Below are 16,930 nucleotides of genomic sequence, written 5' to 3'. Positions count from 1 at the left end.
GGGAAGCGAAGCTCCCCCGGTATCGGGTCAACACCGGGGGCGACCATCCCGCCGGGGAGGGTTCTCCGCCTGTGGACCACTCCTCCCCGGCGGACGGCTCAGGTCTTGTCGAGGTACTCGGCGCGGTCCTCCGGGAGGAGGGCGGTGAGGGCGTCGGTGAGGGGCGGGTGGCCGGTCAGGTCCGGGTCGCGGGCGACCAGGCGGGTGGCTTCCTCGCGAGCCTCGCCGATGAGTTCCTCGTCCTTGACCAGAGTGAGCATCCGCAGGCTCGAACGTGCTCCGGACTGCGCGTCGCCGAGCACGTCGCCCTCACGGCGCATCTCCAGGTCGGCGCGGGAGAGCTCGAACCCGTCCGTGGTCGAGGCGACCGCGGCCAGCCGTTCGCGGGCGGGGCTGCCGTCCTCGGACTCGGTGACCAGCAGGCACAGGCCGGGCAGCTGCCCTCGGCCGACCCGGCCGCGGAGCTGGTGCAGCTGGGAGATACCGAACCGGTCGGCGTCCATGATCGCCATGACCGTGGCGTTGGGTACGTCCACGCCGACCTCGATGACGGTGGTGGAGACCACCACATCGGTCTGGCCGCAGGACAGGCGACGCATCACCGCGTCCTTGTCGTCGGGGGCCATCCGGCCGTGCAGGGCCTCCACCCGGACGTCGGCCAGCGGGCCGTCCTTGAGGCGGGCGAGCACGTCCAGGACCGCGAGCGGCGGGCGGGCGCCCGGGGGCGCGTCCTCGGCCGGGGCGTCGATCTCGTCTCCGGACTCTCCCCCGCCGGAGCCGTCCGTGCCGTCGCCGATGCGGGGGCAGACCACGAAGGCCTGGCGTCCCTGTCCGACCTCCTCGCGGATGCGCTCCCAGGCGCGGGTGAGGAAGTGCGGTTTCTCGTGGGCCGGGACGACGTGGGTGGAGACGGGCGCGCGGCCCTTGGGCAGTTGGGTGAGGGCCACCACGTCGAGGTCGCCGTAGACCGTCATCGCCACGGTCCGCGGGATGGGTGTGGCGGTCATCACCAGGACGTGCGGGCGGCCGTCCCGGGCCTTCTCGCGCAGGGCGTCGCGCTGTTCCACGCCGAAGCGGTGCTGTTCGTCCACGACCACCAGGCCCAGGTCGGCGAAGGACACGTGCTCCTGGAGGAGGGCGTGGGTGCCCACGACGATCCCCGCGTGCCCCGAGGCCGCGTCCAGCAGGGCCTCCCGGCGGGCGGCGGTGTTCATCGAACCGGTGAGAAGGGCCACCCGGGTGGCGTTCTCGGCGCCGTCGATCTGTCCGGCGCGTCCCAAGGCCCCGAGCATCGCGCCGATGGAGCGGTGGTGCTGCTGGGCGAGGACCTCGGTGGGGGCGAGCATGACGGCCTGGCCGCCCGAGTCCACCACCCGCAGCATCGCGCGCAGCGCCACCAGGGTCTTGCCCGCGCCCACGTCGCCCTGGAGCAGGCAGTGCATGGGGTGGGTGGCGTCGAGCCGTTCGGCCAGGCGGTCGCCGACCTCGCGCTGGCCGTCGGTGAGGGTGAAGGGCAGCTGGGCGTCGAAGGCGTCGAGGATTCCGCCGTCCGCGCCGGGGCGGGGGACGGCGGGCAGTTCCTCGGCCTGCTGGCGGCGCTGGGCCAGAACCAGCTGGAGCACGAACGCCTCGTCCCACTTCAGGCGGCGTTTGGCCGCGCCCGTCTCGGCCCAGTCGGCGGGTCGGTGGATCTTGCGGAGCGCCTCGTGGACGCCGAGGAGCTTCTTGTCGGAACGCAGCTCCGGGGGCAGCGGGTCGGGGATGTCCACCGCGTAGTCCAGGGCCACCCCGACCGAGCGGGCGATGGTGGCCGAGTCCAGGCCCTTGACCGCCGGGTAGACGGGGATGAGCTCGTTGGCGTAGGCGCGGGCGGCCTCCCCCTCCATCCCCTCGTCGTCCAGGAGGACGTACTCGGGGTGGTCGAGCTGGCGGCGGCCCTTGAAGGTGGAGACCCGGCCGGAGAACATGGCCAGTCGCCCGGGGACGAGGGTGTTCTGGTGGTGGGAGCCGCGGTTGAAGAAGGTCAGGTGCAGGCGGCCGGTGCCGTCGGTGACGGTGGCCTCCATCATGTCCATCCGGCGGCGTCCCTGCCGGGCGGGGATGGTGCGCCGCCGGGCGTCCAGGACCTTGGCCTGCACGGTGACGTCCTCGCCCTCCCGCAGGAGTGCGAGGTCGGTGAGTTCGCCGCGGCGGTCGTAGCGGCGCGGGTAGTAGCGCAGCAGGTCGCCGAGGGTGTGCAGGTCGAGTTTGTCGGCGAATGCCTTCGCCGTCCTGCCGCCGAGAGGTCCTTTGCGCAGCGGCTCGTCCCAGGTGCTCACTGTGGTTCCCGTCCTGGCCTCGTGGGGTCGCCCGTCAACGCCACGGTAGACCTCCGGTGCGACGGACGGGGCCAGGAGCGGAGTTGGCGCCCGCCCACCCCGACAGGGGTATACTCGTCAGAGTTCATCGTGTTTTCGCCATGCCCGCGTGGCTGATCTCGATGCTCCGGTGGGTTGGTGCGGCTTCGGCCGCGCCGTGTTCCACCGTTGCGCGTACGGGCGCCTCCCAGTGGTCTGATTCCACCTTCGGGCATGTCCGTCGTGTACTCTTCCACGGTTGGCGTTCGCGCCGACCTGCCCACCCGACCTCTTCCGGTCGGATGAACCTCGCGTGCGGCGACGTGCGCGATCCCGAGCACTTGAATGGAGTTACCGTGGCTTCCGTCTGCGACGTCTGCGGCAAGGGACCAGGGTTCGGTAACAGTGTTTCCCACTCGCACCGTCGCACCCGCCGCCGCTGGAACCCCAACATCCAGACTGTTCGCACCAAGGTCGGTGGCACGCCCAAGCGCGTGAACGCCTGCACCTCGTGCATCAAGGCCGGCAAGGTGACCCGCTAGGGCTCCCTCCCGCCAGTAGTCTTCGAAGCGCCCTCCGACTCCGGTCGGGGGGCCTTCTCGTTGTCCGGGGACCTGTCGTCCGGGCAAGCCCGCGCGAACACGTCTTCACGATGTAGGCCTTCACCGGGACGTTTCCTGTGAATGGTGTGACGCCTGTGCCCGGGGTGGCTCCCGTTGACCGTGAGGCAGCAGGAGCCCGAGGTCGCAGACGCTGGATCACAGATCGCAGACGTGCCCGTTGAGGGAGCAGCGCACGGGGCTCTGGGAGGCGCCGATCGCGTCGAAGGTCAGTGAGACCGACGCACCGGGCTCCAGCTGGCCGTCCGGTCCGGACGCGCGGGCCAGGATTCCGTCCCCCAAGGGCTCCCAGTCGGCGTCGTGCACCGCGGTGACCTCAGCGGTCTCGAAGGCCAGGGCCAGTTCCCAGGTGTCGAGGGTGGTCTGCGAGGTGTTGGTGACGGTGACCCGGCCGGTGAAGCCGACGGACGTGGCCTCCACCACCTGGTACACGACCGTGGTGGGCTCGGCCCCGGCCTGGGTCTGCGGTCCGGTGCTGCCGTCCCCGGCCGAGGCCCCCTCGCGCTCGGGTCCCGGGGACGCGTCATGCGTGGGTTCGACGCCGTCGTGCGGGCCGGGGGCCTCCGTCGCGCCGGGGGTGCCGCCGAACTGGAGGTAGATCTGCGTGGTGCTGTAACCGAACAGGAGCAGCCCGAGGATCACCCCGGAAACGACGAGGACGTTGAGCAGTCTCGGGGGTTCCACCCTTTTGGGAACGGTGCTGCCGAGGAGTCCGCCGATTCGCCGCAGGGCACCGGCGTCTTCCGGTTCGCTGCGGTGGGCTCCACGACGAGGGCTGTACCGTCGCCTACCCATGCCGCCCCATATACCGCCTCTCGCCGCTGATCTTCTGACCTTCCCCATCCCTGGCCCGCTGTTTCCTCCGGTCAGGGGTGTTCCTCGCGCGGATCGTCGCGGACCGGAGTCCCACGAGGCCGGGCGGCCGCCCGAAAGGCAGCGCTGGCCGCGTTGGCAAAGCCTAGCGCGATCACCAAACAGGACAAATCCAAACAGGGCTAATCAAGCCGAAAATGATCCCATCCGCCGTTTTCAACCACGTTTTGGTCCACGGTGACGCGAGTACCGCTGCTTTCCGCCTCGGCTCCCGGAGCGTCACCCACGGTTCCCACCACGTGCCAGTGCTCGGGTAGCCGCACCCGGGGTGGGAAGACCGCCGCGAGAGCGTGGTCCTCCCCGCCCGACAGCATCAGGCGGCGGGCGGCATCCACGGTTTTCCCTTCCGGGGCCCCGAGTACACGGACGGCTTCGAGGAGCGCGGGGTCGGGCCGGAAGGCGTTCGAGTCCAGATCGATACACACCCCGCTGGCCCGGCAGACGTGCCCCAGGTCCTGGACCAGGCCGTCGCTCACGTCGAGCATGGCGGTCGCGCCCAGCCGGGCCGCCTCGGGCCCGGCGGCGTAGGGCGGGCTCGGCCTGCGGTGTTCGGACAGGCACTGGGCGAGGCCGTCGGTCGCCCCGACCGGAAACTCGCCGACCGGAGCCGCTCCGGCCCGCCCGGCCGAGGATTGCCCCACCGGGGTCCCCGCCGCCGCCTCGCTCCGCTCCAGCAGGGCCAGTCCCGCGGCGGACAGCCCCAGGTGCCCGGTGTAGGCGACCACATCCCCCGTCCGCGCGCCGTCACGCCGCACCGGGGAGCGCCCCTCCAGGTCACCGAGGGCGGTGATGGCGATGGTGAGGGTGTCCGAGCCCACCGTGTCGCCGCCGACCACCGCTCCTCCAGCCAGCGCGCACTCGTCGCGCACCCCGGCGGTGAACTCCTCGGCCCAGGCCAGCGGCAGCTCGGGCGGCGCGGCGAAACCGATGAGCAGCCCGGTGGGGCGGGCGCCCATGGCCACGACGTCGGCGTAGTTCTGCGCCACGGCGCGGTGGCCCACGTCCCGGGCGCTGGACCATTCCCGTTTGAAGTGGCGGCCCTCCACCAGCAGGTCCGTGGTCGCGACCGTGCGCCCGTCCGGCGCGGCCACCACGGCGGCGTCGTCGCCGGGGCCGAGGATTACATCGTCCGTCCTGGGGAATTGGCTCGTCACGCGTGCGATCAGAGCGAACTCGCCAAGGCCCCCGATAGTGCTCAACACAGAGATCAGGGTACGGTGACGCTCCGGCGCAGTGGTCTAGACCCCGTGGTCAAGCCCCACGTTCGGCATTCCTCCGCCATCATCTGCGCCTTTTGGCCAGAGATGGCCAGGGATACGTCCGCTCGGCCTCACGCCCGGCACAGCACGAAGGAGAAGACACATGGTGCAGGCATACATCCTGATCCAGACCGAGGTCGGCCAGTCGGCCGAGGTCGCTGAGCGGATCCGCGGGATCGAGGGGGTCGAACAGGCGAACGATGTGACGGGTCCCTACGATGTGATCGTCCAGGCCAAGGCCGACGACATCGACGCCCTGGGGGCTCTGGTGGTGGCTCGGATTCAGCGCTTGGACGGCATCGCCCGTACCCTTACCTGTCCCATCGTCAACATCTGAGGTCGACTGAGTCGACGGAGCGAGGTTGCCCGTGCACAAGCGCTACTTCGGGGCGGCTCTGGCCGTCGCCCTGGTAACGGCTGGTTGCGGAACCCAGACCGTACAGATGCAGCCCCCCGAGACCGACGGCCAGACCGCCGAGGCCTGCGCCGCGCTGGTTGCCGACCTCCCGGACGCCCTCCTCGGCGCGGACCGCGCCACGGTCCAGCCCGAGTCGGAGATCATGGCCGCCTGGGGCGACCCGCCCATCGGCCTGCGGTGCGGGGTGCCGCGTCCCTCCACCCTGAACATGGAGTCGGAGCTGCTGGAAGTCAACGACGTGGCGTGGTTCGGCCAGCCGGAGGACGAGCCCACCCTGTACACGGCGGTGGAGCGCGAGGCCTACGTCGAGGTGACCATCCCGCCCTCCCACGGCGTCCCCGCCGAAGCCCTCCCCGCCCTGAGCGACCTGATCGACGAGCACCTGGAAGAACGCGCCGACAGCGGTATGTGACCGCGTCGGACGCGACCGGTTCCCGAAGCTACTCCCAGGGCCGGTCCCCGGAGCCCCGAACACACGTGTGGGGCCGGAGGCGAATCGCTCGCCTCCGGCCCCACACGCTTTCCGCGGGGTCGTGGGTGAGTACCGACCTCGAGTACCGGGATGCCGCGGGTCAGCCGGTCCCCTGAGGCCTACTCGTCGGCGTCGGCGTCCTCATCCTCGGTGCCCTCAGCGCCCTCGGCGGGCTCGTCGGTGTCCGCGTCCTCGACGGCCCCGCCACCGCCGGCCAGGTCCGCCTCGACCTCGGCGGCGGTCTGGCTGATCGCACCCGAGCAGGAGGCGCCCGGCTCGGGGACGTCGGTGCCGCGCTCGTAGAACTGCACGTAGCGGCTGAGGTTCTCGTCATCGGCGCTGTCCACGGCGATCTGACGGCCCCAGCTGGAGGCGACGATCGGCGCGGGCATGTCGCCCTCGTAGGGGCTGATGACCAGGTAGTCGCCCGGGTTGTAGAAGTTCTGGAGCGCCTGGACCTCTTCTTCCGGCAGCTCGGGGTCGTAGGTGATCCACACCGCGCCGTGCTCCATGGAGTGGACCGCGAGCTCCGGGGTCACCGGGGCGCCGTAGACGCCGCAGTTCTGCCAGCTGGGCCAGTGCTGACCGCCGACCGGCGGGGACTGGTCGTAGTCGACGACGTCGCCGATCTCCACGTGGCTGAAGTCCCCGACGGCGTACTCCTGGACGCCGTCGATGTTGCGCGAACGAATCTCCATGAAGATCGCGGTTCCCAGGAGACCCAGAACAGCCGCGGCGGCTACGCTGATCCCGGTGATCTTGAGGGCTTTGGCGCGGCGTTCCTTCTTGCGCTGCGCTTCCCGCAATGCGGCGGCGCGAGCGCGACGCTCCTCCGCCTTCGTCTTCTTGGCCACAGGGTCTCCTGGGATGCATGTGGTCGAATGGGACTTTCCTATCCTCTACTTTGGCACCAGAGTTGTGCGATTTCACCAGGGTGGTTCCGATGGGGCATATGAGCGGCCCGGCGTCCAGAGACGCCGACGGTGCCGACGAGACGTCGTACGAGGACGGATGGGCCGGGCCCGACGCGTTCTCCGAAAGCGACGAGGGCACCGGGGCGCCGCCCCGTACTGAGCGCTCCGTCCCGCTCTGGATGGCTGTGACCCTGGTCGCGTTGGCGCTGGTCGGAGGGTTCCTCCTGGGCCGTCCGTCCTATCCCCTGGACACCGGGGCCGACGCCGGTTTCCTGCGTGACATGAGCGCGCACCACGCCCAGGCCGTGGACATGTCGATGACCATCCTCGGCAAGACCGATGACGTCGAGCTGCACACGGTGGCCACCGACATGGCCCGGACCCAGCAGGCGCAGATCGGGATGATGCAGGGCTGGCTGACGGCGTGGGGGCTGAACTCGCGCTCGGCGGAGCCCCCGATGACCTGGATGGCGGACCACGAGCACGGCGGCGGCGAGGGCGAGGTGCCCGAGACCATGCCGGGGCTGGCCACCGACGAGGACCTGGTGCGGCTGAGCGACGCCGAGGGCGAGGAGGCCGAGGTGCTCTTCCTCGAGCTGATGATCGCCCACCACATCGGCGGGATCGAGATGGCCGAGGCCGAGGTGGAGCTCGGCAATGAGGAACTGGTCACCAACTTCGCCCAGGGGATGATTGACGCCCAGACCTCCGAGATCGAGAACATGGAACGCATGCTGGACAAGCGCGCGTGACCGGCCGCCTCCGGCGCTGATCTTCCGACCTGGCGTTTCCAGCCTGGCGCTGCCAGGAGACAACCAAGACGAGCACTACGCGCGGCGCGCTCCCGGACCGGGGGCGCGCCGCGTGTGTTCGGTGTCTCAGGGGGCCCACCTCTACTACGACAAGCTGTAGTACTACTGTGTGCAGTACTACCGGCAGTCGGTACCTGAGAGGCGGGCATGGAAGCTCTAGACCTGGCGAGGTGGCAGTTCGGGATCACCACGATCTACCACTTCCTCTTCGTCCCCCTGACGATCGGGCTGTCGTTCATCGTGGCCGTCCTCCAGACCTTCTGGTACCGCACCGGACGGCACGAGTACCTCCAGGCCACCCAGTTCTTCGGCAAGCTGTTCCTGATCAACTTCGCCATGGGCGTGGTCACCGGGATCGTGCAGGAGTTCCAGTTCGGCATGAACTGGAGCGAGTACTCGCGCTTCGTCGGCGACGTGTTCGGCGCTCCGCTGGCGATGGAGGCCCTGCTGGCCTTCTTCCTGGAGTCCACCTTCATCGGACTGTGGATCTTCGGCTGGCACCGGCTCCCCCGCGGAGTCCACCTGGCCTGCATCTGGATCGTGGCCGTGGCCACCAACCTGTCGGCCTACTTCATCCTGGCCGCCAACGCCTGGATGCGCCGCCCGGTCGGCTACGAGATCAACCCCGAGACCGGCCGCGCCGAGCTCAACGACATCTGGGCCGTGCTCAGCAACGACCAGGCCTGGTCCACCTACCTGCACACCGTCTCGGCCGCCTTCGTCACCGCCGGGCTGTTCGTGGTGGCGGTCAGCGCCTACAAGCTGTGGCGCAACACCAGGTACGACGACACCGGCGAGGTCGGCGTCGTCCCGCCCAAGCGCGACTTCGCGCTGTTCCGCGCCACCCTGCGGACCGGCCTGGTCGTCACCCTGGTGGCCGGAGCCCTGACGGTGTTCTCCGGCGACCACCAGGCCAAGCTGGCGGCCGAGTACGAACCCATGAAGCTCGCCGCGGCGGAGGCCCTGTGGGACACCGAGGAGGGCGCCGCCTTCTCCGCCTTCGCGGTCGGCGACACCGAGGCCCGCTACAACCCCATCGACGTCACCGTCCCCAACGTGCTGAGCTTCCTGGCCACCGGGCACTTCGACGGCGAGGTGCACGGGATGAACAACCTCCAGGAGGCCTACGAGGAGCTCTACGGGCCCGGCGACTACATGCCCAACGTGTTCGTCGTGTACTGGTCCTTCCGCCTGATGATGGGCTTCGGGATGTTCGGTATCGCCGTGGCCGCCGCGGGCCTGTGGCTGACCCGGGGCCGGGAGCGGCTGCCCAGGACCCCGTGGTTCTACTACGCGGCGTTCGCCGCCCTGCCCGCCGCCCTGCTGGCCAACATCTTCGGGTGGGTGCTCACCGAGATGGGCCGCCAGCCCTGGACCGTCCACGGCGAACTCCTCACCGCGGCCAGCGTCTCCCCCGGGGTCAGCCTCGGCACCGTGGCGATGAGCCTGAGCCTGTTCACCGCGCTGTACGGGATCCTGTTCGCCGTCGAGGTCGGCCTGCTGTGGAAGTACATCAAGAAGGGCCCCTCCCACGTCGTCCCCGATCTGGAGAACGACGAGGACGAGTCCGAGATCCCGCACTTCAGCTACTAGGAGCCAACCACCATGGAACTGGCCGTCATCTGGTTCGTCGCCATCGCCGTCCTGTGGATCGGCTTCTTCCTCCTGGAGGGGTTCGACTTCGGGGTCGGGGTACTGCTGCCCTTCATGGGCAAGCGCCACTCCGTGGACCGCCGCGTGGCCATCAACGCCATCGGCCCGGTCTGGGACGCCAACGAGGTGTGGATGATCACCGCCGTCGGCGCCATGTTCGCCGCCTTCCCCGCCTGGTACGCGTCCGCGTTCAGCGGGTTCTACGTGCCGGTGCTGCTCATCCTGCTGGCGCTCATCGTGCGCGGGGTGGCCTTCGAGTACCGCCACAAGCGCGACAGCGACCAGTGGCGCGACTGGTGGGACCGGGCGATCTTCGTCGGCAGCGCCGTGCCCGCCTTCCTGTGGGGGCTGATCTTCGCCAACTTCGTCCGCGGAGTGGCCATGGACGCCGACCACATCGTCACGGCGTCACTGCTCGACCTGTTCAACCCCTACGCCCTGCTGGGCGGGGTGATGACCCTGTCCCTGTTCACCCTGCACGGCGCCGTCTTCCTGACCCTCAAGACCGACGGTCCGGTCCGGGGCCGCGCCCGCACGGCCTCCCAGTGGAGCGCCTGGACGGCCGTGCCCGCGGTGGCCGTGTTCCTGCTGTGGACCCAGGCCGCACACGGTGCGGCGTGGACCCTGCCACTCGTCCTGATCGCCGTCGCGGCCCTGGTGGGCGGGGTCGCGGCGGCCCGGTTCCGCCGCGAGGGGTGGTCCTTCCTGGCCACGGCGGTCACCATCGTCCTCACGTTCACCGCGCTGCTGGGATCGCTGTTCCCGAACGTGCTCCCCTCCACCACCGACCCGGCGTTCAGCCTGACCGTCGCCAACGCCTCCTCCGCCGACTACACGCTCACCCTGATGACGTGGGTGGCGGTGGTGTTCCTGCCGCTGGTGCTGGGCTACCAGGCCTGGAGCTACTGGGTCTTCCGCAAGCGGGTCACCGGAGAGCAGATCACCGGGGCCACCGTCACGGCCGGAAGGGGCGAGCCGGACCAGGCCGCCTGAGCCCGGACCAGGGTCCGGCCGGAGAACCGAGAGCACCCCGCCGCCCGCCCCCGCTCCCCCGGGACCGCCCCGGGGAGCGGGGGTCGAGCGCTTCCCGACAGCCTCCCCGGATACTGGGAGCGGCCCGCACCAGACGAGTTCCAGCCCAGAGTTTCGACGCCGAGTTCAGACGCTACGAGGTCGCCCACACATGAAACCGCTCGATCCGCGCCTGGTCCGCACCGCAAGCGCGGTCCGGACGCACCTGGCAGTCACCGTCGTCAGCGGCGTGCTGATCACCGGACTGATCCTCGCCCAGGCCTGGCTGCTCGCCGAGGTCATCACCGGGGCCTGGGCCGGGGAGGGCATGGACGCCCTCGGCTGGATGATCGCCGCGGTGGCCGCCGTCGCCGTGGCCCGCGCCCTGCTGTCCTACGTCGCCGAGGCCTCGGCGCTGCACAGCGCCGCGCGCACCAAGTCACAGCTGCGCCGCGAACTGGTCGCGCACGTGACCGGTTCGGGCAAGGTGTGGCTGGCCGAGGGCGGAGACCGCGAGGGCGGCTCACCCAAGGCCGGCGAACTCGTCACCCTGGCCACCCGCGGCCTGGACGCCCTGGACGAGTACTTCTCCCGCTACTTGCCCCAGCTGGTCCTGGCCTGCATCGTGCCGTTCGCGGTGCTGGCGGTGGTGTTCTGGGCCGACTGGATCTCCGGGATCGTCATCCTGGTGACGCTACCGCTCATCCCGATCTTCATGGCGCTGATCGGCATGCACACCCAGCAGCGCATCGACCGCCAGTGGCGGCTCCTGAGCAGGCTGGGCGGGCACTTCCTCGACGTCGTGGAGGGGCTGCCCACGCTCGCGGTGTTCCGCAGGGCCAAGGCCCAGGCCGCGATCATCCGCAAGGTCGGCGAGGACCACCGGTCGGCGACCATGGGGACGCTTCGGATCGCGTTCCTGTCGGCGTTCGCCCTGGAGCTGCTCGCGACCCTGGCGGTGGCGCTGGTGGCGGTCGAGGTGGGCCTGCGCCTGCTGGGCGGGCACATGGACTACCAGACCGCACTGCTGGTGCTGATCCTGGCGCCCGAGGCCTATCTCCCGCTGCGCGAGGTGGGCGCGCGCTTCCACGCGAGTATGGAGGGGGTGGCCGCCGCCGACCAGGTCTTCACCGAGCTGGACCGCAAGCGCGGGGCCGCCGCCCGGGCTTGCGCGGAAGGCGAGGAGCACGAGCACCGCAAGGCTCCGGCCCCGACCGGGACCGCCTCCCCCGCCGCCGCGGGCGACATCCGCTTCGAGGGGGTCGGGCTGCTCTACCCGGGCCGCGACGTCCCCGCCCTGTCCGGCCTGGACCTGACCGTCCGCGCCGGGGAGCACCTGCTGCTCACCGGGCCGAGCGGGTCGGGCAAGACCACCCTGCTGTCCCTGCTGCTGCGGCTGGGCGAACCCACCGAGGGGCGGGTCAGCGTGCGCGCGCCCGGCGGCGGGTGGACCCCCATGGACCTGATCCCCGCCGACGACTGGCGGCTGGGCATCGCCTGGGTCCCCCAGCACCCCTACCTGTTCGACGTCTCCGTCGCCGACAACATCCGCCTGGGCGCACCCGACGCCGACATGGAACGGGTTCGGGAGGCGGCCCGGCTGGCCGAGGCCGACGGGTTCGTCTCCGCCCTGTCCGACGGCTACGAGACGCGCCTGGGTGAGCGGGGCGCCCGGCTGTCCGCCGGGCAGCGGCAGCGGATCGCGCTGGCCAGGGCGATGTGCCGGGACGCCCCGCTGGTCCTGTTGGACGAGCCCACCGCGCACCTGGACGCGGAGAACGCCGCGTCGGTGCGCACCGCGGTGACCCGCCTGTTGGCGGGGCGGACCGCGGTGATCGTCGCGCACGACACCGGCTGGGCCGAGTCCACGCTGGGCGAGAACCTGCGGACCGCCGAACTCCCGCTGCTGACCCGGGGGGCACACCGATGAGGACCGAGACGAGCGACCCCTTGGCGGTGGACGAGCGGGAACGGCGCCGGAACCCGCTGCGCCGGATGATCGGGCTGGCCTGGCCCCGTGGCGGAAGGTTCGCGCTGGGCGTGCTGCTCGGTGCCGCCGCCACCGGTTCGGGTGTGGCGCTGCTGGGCGTGGCCGCGTGGATGCTGGCCACGGCCGCGAACCACCCCTCGATCACCGCGTTGAGCGCGGCCGTGGTCGCCACGCGCGCGCTGGGCGTGAGCAAGGGCGTGACCCGCTACCTGGAGCGGCTGGTCACCCACGACGCCGCCTTCCGAACCCTGGCCGAGGTGCGGGTGCGCGTGTACGAGCGCCTGGCCCGAACCGAGGCGTTCGGTCGTTTCCGCTCCGGTGACCTGGTCTCGCGTCTGGTCAACGACACCGAGGCCACCCTGGACCTGCTGGTGCGCGGGCTCACTCCGCCGCTGGTCTCCGTTGTCACGGGCGGCGCGACGGTGCTGTTCCTGACCGTGGTGTACCTGCCGGGCGGGCTGCTGCTGGCCTCGGGGCTGCTGCTGGCCGGGCTCGCCGTGCCTCTGGCCGCGGCCGCCCTCGGCAAGGGTCCGGGGCAGCGCGAGGCGCAGGCGCGCGGCAGGCTCTCCACGGCCCTGGTGGACACCCTTCAGGGCGCGCCGGACCTGGTGGCCTACGGCGCCATGGACCGGCAGGTGGAGCGGGTGTACGAGGCCGACGCCGAACTCACCCGGGTAGCCCGGCGCGACGCCGCGACCCTCGGGCTGAGCGCCGGGGCCACCGCGTTGATCACCGGGCTGACCGTGTGGGGCGCGCTGTTCCTGGGCGTGCTCGCCGTGGAGGACGGGGTGATCGGCCCGACCGCGCTGGCGGTACTGGTGCTGACCACGCTCGCCGCCTTCGAGATCGTCGCTCCGCTGCCGGCCGTGGCCGCCAAGCTGGGATCGATCCGGTCCAGCGGGGAGCGGTTGTTCGGGGTCCTGGACACACCTCCCGCCGTCGCGCCGCCTGCGAAGGAGGGACTGGAGATCGACCCGGAGGCCGACGCCACGGTGCGGGTACGGGATCTGCGGGTGCGCTACGGCCCCGAGGAGCCGTGGGCGCTGGACGGGGTGGACCTGGAGATCCCGGCAGGGGCGACCGTCGCGGTGGTGGGACCGAGTGGCGCGGGCAAGAGCACGCTCGCCTCAGTGCTGCTGCGCTTGCGCGATCCGGACGGCGGCCGCGTGGAGATCGGCGGGGTGAGCGTCACCGACTACCCGGCCGACGAGGTGCGCCGGGTGGTCTCCGGGGTCCCGCAGGACCCGCACGTGTTCGCGTCCACTCTCCGGGAGAACCTGCGGCTGGCCAAGCCCGGGGCCCAGGACGAGGAGCTGTGGACGGCGCTGCGCAGGGCGCGGCTGGCCGGGGAGGTCGAGGCGATGCCCAAGGGCCTGGACACCCAGGTGGGCTCGCACGGCCTCGGGCTGAGCGGCGGGATGCGCCAGCGGCTGGCGCTGGCCCGCGCGGTGCTGGCGGCGCCGCGCGTCCTGGTCCTGGACGAGCCGACCGCGCACCTGGACCCGGACACCCGCGACGCGGTGGTGGCGGACCTGCTCGACGCCGCCCGGGGGTTCTCCACCCTGCTCATCACCCACGACCTCACCGGCCTGGACCGGGTGGACCGGATCTACGTGATCCGCGAGGGCCGGGTGTGCCAGTCGGGGACACACGGGGAGCTTCTCGCGCGGGAAGGCTGGTTTCGCGGTGTCTGCGAGCGCTAAGGTGCGGCCGTGAATCCTGTACGTGAGGTTTTCGGTGGTTTCGGCGTCCTGCTGCGCGGTCTGGGCATCGTGCTGCGCAGACCGCGCCTGTTCCTGCTCGGCGCGCTGCCCGCGCTGGTCACGTCGCTGCTGTTCCTGGCGGCGCTGATCACCCTCGCGGTGAACGTCACCGGTCTGGTGGCGTGGGCGACGCCGTTCGCCGAGGACTGGGAGAGCGCCTGGCGGGGGCTGGTGCGCGGCGCGCTGAGCCTGGCGCTGCTGGCCGGGGCGGTCCTGGTCATGGTGGTGGCGTTCACGACGGTGACGCTGGCCCTGGGCTCGCCGATCTACGACAAGATCGCCGAACTGGTCGAGGAGGAGCTCGGTGGGGCGCCCCAGGCCCCGGACGAGGCGCTCCTGGCGTCGGTGACCCGGTCGGCGCGCCAGTCGGTGGGGGTCGTGCTGGTCTCCCTCACCGTTACCGTCAGCGCGTTCCTGCTCGGGCTGGTCCCGGTGGTCGGCTGGATGGTGGCCCCGGTACTGACCGCGGTGGCGGGCGGCTGGCTGCTGGGCATCGAGCTGACCGCGAGCGCCTTCGACCGCCGCGGCCTGCTGCGCGTCCGCGACCGCCGCCACCTCATGGGCGCCCGCCGCTGGCGCGTGCTGGGCTTCGCGGTCCCGACCTACTTCCTGCTGGCGATCCCCTTCGTGGCGGTGGCGGTCTTCCCGGCCGCCACCGCGGGCGGCACCATCCTCGCCCGAGAACTCCTCCCAGAGGACCCTCAGGGCCATCAGGACCCCCAAAATCCCCCCAGCCCCCACCAGACCCCACCTGGGACACCGAGGGGCCGCTAGAGGCCACCTCATCCCCAGGGATTTGAGCACAAGCTGAAGGGGCGGACGATCTCGTGATCGTCCGCCCCTTGGCGTGTGTCCGGCGAAGTACCCCGTCTCCCTTTCAGGAGAAGGAGAGCAACAGGTCAGCGGCTTCGAGTTTGAGGTCGAAAGGCTGAGGAAGTCGCACGGACCCGCCCCGAAGGACACGGGTGACCTCCCTGTACTCGTCTCCCTCTGGCTGACGGAACAGGGCGACCTCGTCCTGCTTCGGGTCAATCACCAGGTAGAGAGGAACCCCGGCCTGCGCGTACCCCTTCGTCTTGTTGGTCCAGTCGTGGTGCGCGCTACTGGGCGAGACAACCTCGACAACCAATTCCACCTCTTCGGCCGGACGAATCCACGACGGACCGTCCCAACCCTGCCCCCGCACGAGAGCTGTCGGCAAGACCACCAGGTCGGGCACGTAGCGATCACCGGTCTTGGCGATCTCCAAGGTGAGCACCTGCACTGCCCGAAGGCCTTTGGCTTTGAGTCCGCTCTCCAGCACCGACTCGTGAACCTCGGTGACGATGTCGGCATGCCTGGCGCTGGGCGTCGGCGACACGGTGATGCTCCCGTTGATGATTTCCACACGGTAACCATCCGGGAGTTCGAGACTTTCAGCCAGAGTGTGGAGATCCATAATCGGCTCATCCGTCCGCTCTTGCACAGCACACGTCATGAAGGCTCCCTGAGGTATCCAGAACGTTTCCGAACGTAGCGGGAACACGTCCTCAGCGTACGCCTTTTCCGGAACAACCCCCAGGTACGCGCCAGGGGCGGACGACCGCGTGGTCGTCCGCCCCTTGGCGTGTGTACGGTGGTTCGGCCGGTGCGACTAGCGCAGGCCGGGGTTGCGGCGCAGGGCCGTGGTGATCATGCGCTCGACGAGCTCGGCGTAGTCCAGGCCGGTGGCGCCCCACATCTGGGGGAAGGCCGACGACGGGGTGAAGCCGGGCATCGTGTTGAGCTCGTTGACCAGGATCCGGCCGTCCTCGGTGTAGAAGAAGTCCACCCGGGCCAGGCCCTCGCAGCCCATGGCCTCGAAGACGTCGGCGGCCATCCTGCGCAGGCGCGCCGTGGCCTCCTCCGGGATCTGGGCCGGGATGGTCAGGCCGCTCGTGGACAGGTACTTGGCCTCGAAGTCGTAGAAGTCGAAGCCCTCCGCCACGTGCACCTCGGCCGGGAAGGAGACGTCCGGGGTCCCGCCGTCCTCCGCCTCCAGGACGCCGCACTCGATCTCGCGGCCGATGACCTGGGCCTCGACCAGGACCTTGGGGTCGTGCTCGCGGGCGGCCTCGACCGCGGCGATCACGGCGTCGGTGTCCTTGGAGTCCCTCACCTTGCTGATGCCGACGCTGCTCCCGGCGCGGGCCGGCTTGACGAAGACCGTCTCGCCCAGCTCGGCGACGTCGTCCAGGACCTTCTTGCGCTCGGTCCGCCAGGTGCGCTCGGTGATCGCCACGAAGTCGCTGGTGGGGATGGCGTTGCCGACCAGGAGGGCCTTCATGAAGACCTTGTCCATGGCGGCAGCGCTGGAGAAGACCCCGGCGCCCGCGTAGCGCACGCCCATCATCTCGAAGAGGCCCTGGATGGTACCGTCCTCGCCGAAGGGGCCGTGCAGCAGCGGCAGCACGACGTCCACCTCGGCCAGGCGCTGGGTTCCCTGCTCCGGGCTCACGGTCATGAGCTGGCCCGCCGCGTCGAAGGGGAGCGCCAGTTCGACGCCCTCCTCGGAGACGGTGGGCAGGGCCTTGGTCGCCGCGTCGATGCGCAGGCTCTCGGGGTCGCCCGAGGTCAGGACCCAGTTGCCGGTGGGGGTGATCCCGACCGGGACGACCTCGTAACGGTCCTGGTCGATGACGGACAGGACGCTGCCCGCGGTGACGCAGGAGATCTCGTGTTCGGAACTACGCCCGCCGAAGACGACGGCGACCCGAATCTTGCGCTGCTCGGACGACATGCTGCCTGACCTTATCTCGCCTGCTGATGGAACCGGTTCGGGGCGGAACGC

General features: G+C 70.7%; 15 protein-coding genes. 9 read left to right on the top strand and 6 right to left on the bottom strand.

The features are described from left to right. Positions 1 to 98 precede the first annotated feature (98 nt). The gene (gene recG / locus HNR07_RS31750; RefSeq protein ID WP_184369984.1) at positions 99 to 2,318 is read right to left on the bottom strand and encodes an ATP-dependent DNA helicase RecG; all 2,220 of its coding nucleotides are present in this window, start codon (positions 2,316 to 2,318) and stop codon (positions 99 to 101) included. Between the two features lie 374 nt (positions 2,319 to 2,692). On the opposite strand from recG, the gene rpmB reads away from it, so the two are divergent. Next, positions 2,693 to 2,878, top strand: a complete 186-nt coding sequence (gene rpmB, locus HNR07_RS31745) for a 50S ribosomal protein L28 (RefSeq protein WP_026116537.1) — start codon at positions 2,693 to 2,695, stop codon at positions 2,876 to 2,878. Between the two features lie 216 nt (positions 2,879 to 3,094). Here the strand turns inward: rpmB and HNR07_RS31740 are convergent, their stop codons facing one another. Both HNR07_RS31740 and HNR07_RS31735 read right to left on the bottom strand, forming a co-directional pair. Then, the gene (locus HNR07_RS31740) at positions 3,095 to 3,751 is read right to left on the bottom strand and encodes a cellulose binding domain-containing protein (RefSeq protein WP_184369982.1); all 657 of its coding nucleotides are present in this window, start codon (positions 3,749 to 3,751) and stop codon (positions 3,095 to 3,097) included. Positions 3,752 to 3,951: 200 nt separating this feature from the next. Continuing rightward, the gene (locus tag HNR07_RS31735; protein ID WP_184369980.1) at positions 3,952 to 5,031 is read right to left on the bottom strand and encodes a thiamine-phosphate kinase; all 1,080 of its coding nucleotides are present in this window, start codon (positions 5,029 to 5,031) and stop codon (positions 3,952 to 3,954) included. 160 nt (positions 5,032 to 5,191) lie between these two features. Here HNR07_RS31735 and HNR07_RS31730 point away from each other — a divergent pair, with 160 nt between their 5' ends. Beyond that, entirely contained in the window at positions 5,192 to 5,425 is a 234-nt protein-coding gene (locus tag HNR07_RS31730) for an Lrp/AsnC family transcriptional regulator (protein ID WP_184369977.1), read from the top strand. Positions 5,426 to 5,456: 31 nt separating this feature from the next. After that, positions 5,457 to 5,918, top strand: coding sequence for a DUF3515 domain-containing protein (locus tag HNR07_RS31725; protein WP_184372987.1), 462 nt, complete (start codon positions 5,457 to 5,459; stop codon positions 5,916 to 5,918). 179 nt (positions 5,919 to 6,097) lie between these two features. Here the strand turns inward: HNR07_RS31725 and HNR07_RS31720 are convergent, their stop codons facing one another. Beyond that, positions 6,098 to 6,832, bottom strand: a complete 735-nt coding sequence (locus tag HNR07_RS31720; protein WP_184369975.1) for a DUF3105 domain-containing protein — start codon at positions 6,830 to 6,832, stop codon at positions 6,098 to 6,100. Positions 6,833 to 6,930: 98 nt separating this feature from the next. On the opposite strand from HNR07_RS31720, the gene HNR07_RS31715 reads away from it, so the two are divergent. The 6 genes from HNR07_RS31715 to HNR07_RS31690 all read left to right on the top strand — a co-directional run bounded on the left by HNR07_RS31715 (position 6,931) and on the right by HNR07_RS31690 (position 14,895). Beyond that, a complete protein-coding gene (locus tag HNR07_RS31715) occupies positions 6,931 to 7,644 on the top strand; it encodes a DUF305 domain-containing protein (protein WP_376769965.1) in 714 nt (237 codons plus the stop codon). Positions 7,645 to 7,851: 207 nt separating this feature from the next. Next, positions 7,852 to 9,297, top strand: a complete 1,446-nt coding sequence (locus tag HNR07_RS31710; protein WP_184369969.1) for a cytochrome ubiquinol oxidase subunit I — start codon at positions 7,852 to 7,854, stop codon at positions 9,295 to 9,297. 12 nt (positions 9,298 to 9,309) lie between these two features. Then, entirely contained in the window at positions 9,310 to 10,350 is a 1,041-nt protein-coding gene (gene cydB, locus HNR07_RS31705; protein ID WP_184369966.1) for a cytochrome d ubiquinol oxidase subunit II, read from the top strand. Positions 10,351 to 10,540: 190 nt separating this feature from the next. Continuing rightward, complete coding sequence (gene cydD, locus HNR07_RS31700) at positions 10,541 to 12,298, top strand: thiol reductant ABC exporter subunit CydD (protein ID WP_184369963.1); 1,758 nt, start codon at positions 10,541 to 10,543, stop codon at positions 12,296 to 12,298. Further along, positions 12,295 to 14,061, top strand: a complete 1,767-nt coding sequence (gene cydC, locus HNR07_RS31695) for a thiol reductant ABC exporter subunit CydC (protein ID WP_184369960.1) — start codon at positions 12,295 to 12,297, stop codon at positions 14,059 to 14,061. The genes cydD and cydC overlap by 4 nt, the downstream gene beginning before the upstream one ends. 9 nt (positions 14,062 to 14,070) lie before the next feature. Further along, positions 14,071 to 14,895: an EI24 domain-containing protein gene (locus tag HNR07_RS31690; RefSeq protein ID WP_184369957.1), complete on the top strand. Its 825-nt coding sequence runs from the start codon at positions 14,071 to 14,073 to the stop codon at positions 14,893 to 14,895. 103 nt (positions 14,896 to 14,998) lie between these two features. Here HNR07_RS31690 and HNR07_RS31685 read toward each other — a convergent pair whose 3' ends face one another. Both HNR07_RS31685 and HNR07_RS31680 read right to left on the bottom strand, forming a co-directional pair. Next, positions 14,999 to 15,559, bottom strand: coding sequence for a Uma2 family endonuclease (locus tag HNR07_RS31685; protein WP_246421391.1), 561 nt, complete (start codon positions 15,557 to 15,559; stop codon positions 14,999 to 15,001). 195 nt (positions 15,560 to 15,754) lie between these two features. Next, positions 15,755 to 16,879: a D-alanine--D-alanine ligase family protein gene (locus HNR07_RS31680; RefSeq protein ID WP_184369953.1), complete on the bottom strand. Its 1,125-nt coding sequence runs from the start codon at positions 16,877 to 16,879 to the stop codon at positions 15,755 to 15,757. Positions 16,880 to 16,930 lie beyond the last annotated feature (51 nt).

This window comes from Nocardiopsis metallicus (assembly GCF_014201115.1).
Lineage (GTDB): Bacteria > Actinomycetota > Actinomycetes > Streptosporangiales > Streptosporangiaceae > Nocardiopsis > Nocardiopsis metallicus.
The sequence above is the reverse complement of the archived record's forward strand: the minus strand, read 5'-3'. Positions and strand labels throughout refer to the sequence as shown.

Excerpts from the sequence above, each read along its gene's own strand:
- HNR07_RS31740 (WP_184369982.1), bottom strand. The coding sequence starts at position 3,751 with ATGGGTAGGCGACGGTACAGCCCTCGTCGTGGAGCCCACCGCAGCGAA.
- HNR07_RS31730 (WP_184369977.1), top strand. The coding sequence starts at position 5,192 with ATGGTGCAGGCATACATCCTGATCCAGACCGAGGTCGGCCAGTCGGCC.
- HNR07_RS31715 (WP_376769965.1), top strand. The coding sequence starts at position 6,931 with ATGAGCGGCCCGGCGTCCAGAGACGCCGACGGTGCCGACGAGACGTCG.
- HNR07_RS31710 (WP_184369969.1), top strand. The coding sequence starts at position 7,852 with ATGGAAGCTCTAGACCTGGCGAGGTGGCAGTTCGGGATCACCACGATC.
- cydB (WP_184369966.1), top strand. The coding sequence starts at position 9,310 with ATGGAACTGGCCGTCATCTGGTTCGTCGCCATCGCCGTCCTGTGGATC.
- cydD (WP_184369963.1), top strand. The coding sequence starts at position 10,541 with ATGAAACCGCTCGATCCGCGCCTGGTCCGCACCGCAAGCGCGGTCCGG.
- cydC (WP_184369960.1), top strand. The coding sequence starts at position 12,295 with ATGAGGACCGAGACGAGCGACCCCTTGGCGGTGGACGAGCGGGAACGG.
- HNR07_RS31685 (WP_246421391.1), bottom strand. The coding sequence starts at position 15,559 with ATGGATCTCCACACTCTGGCTGAAAGTCTCGAACTCCCGGATGGTTAC.
- HNR07_RS31680 (WP_184369953.1), bottom strand. The coding sequence starts at position 16,879 with ATGTCGTCCGAGCAGCGCAAGATTCGGGTCGCCGTCGTCTTCGGCGGG.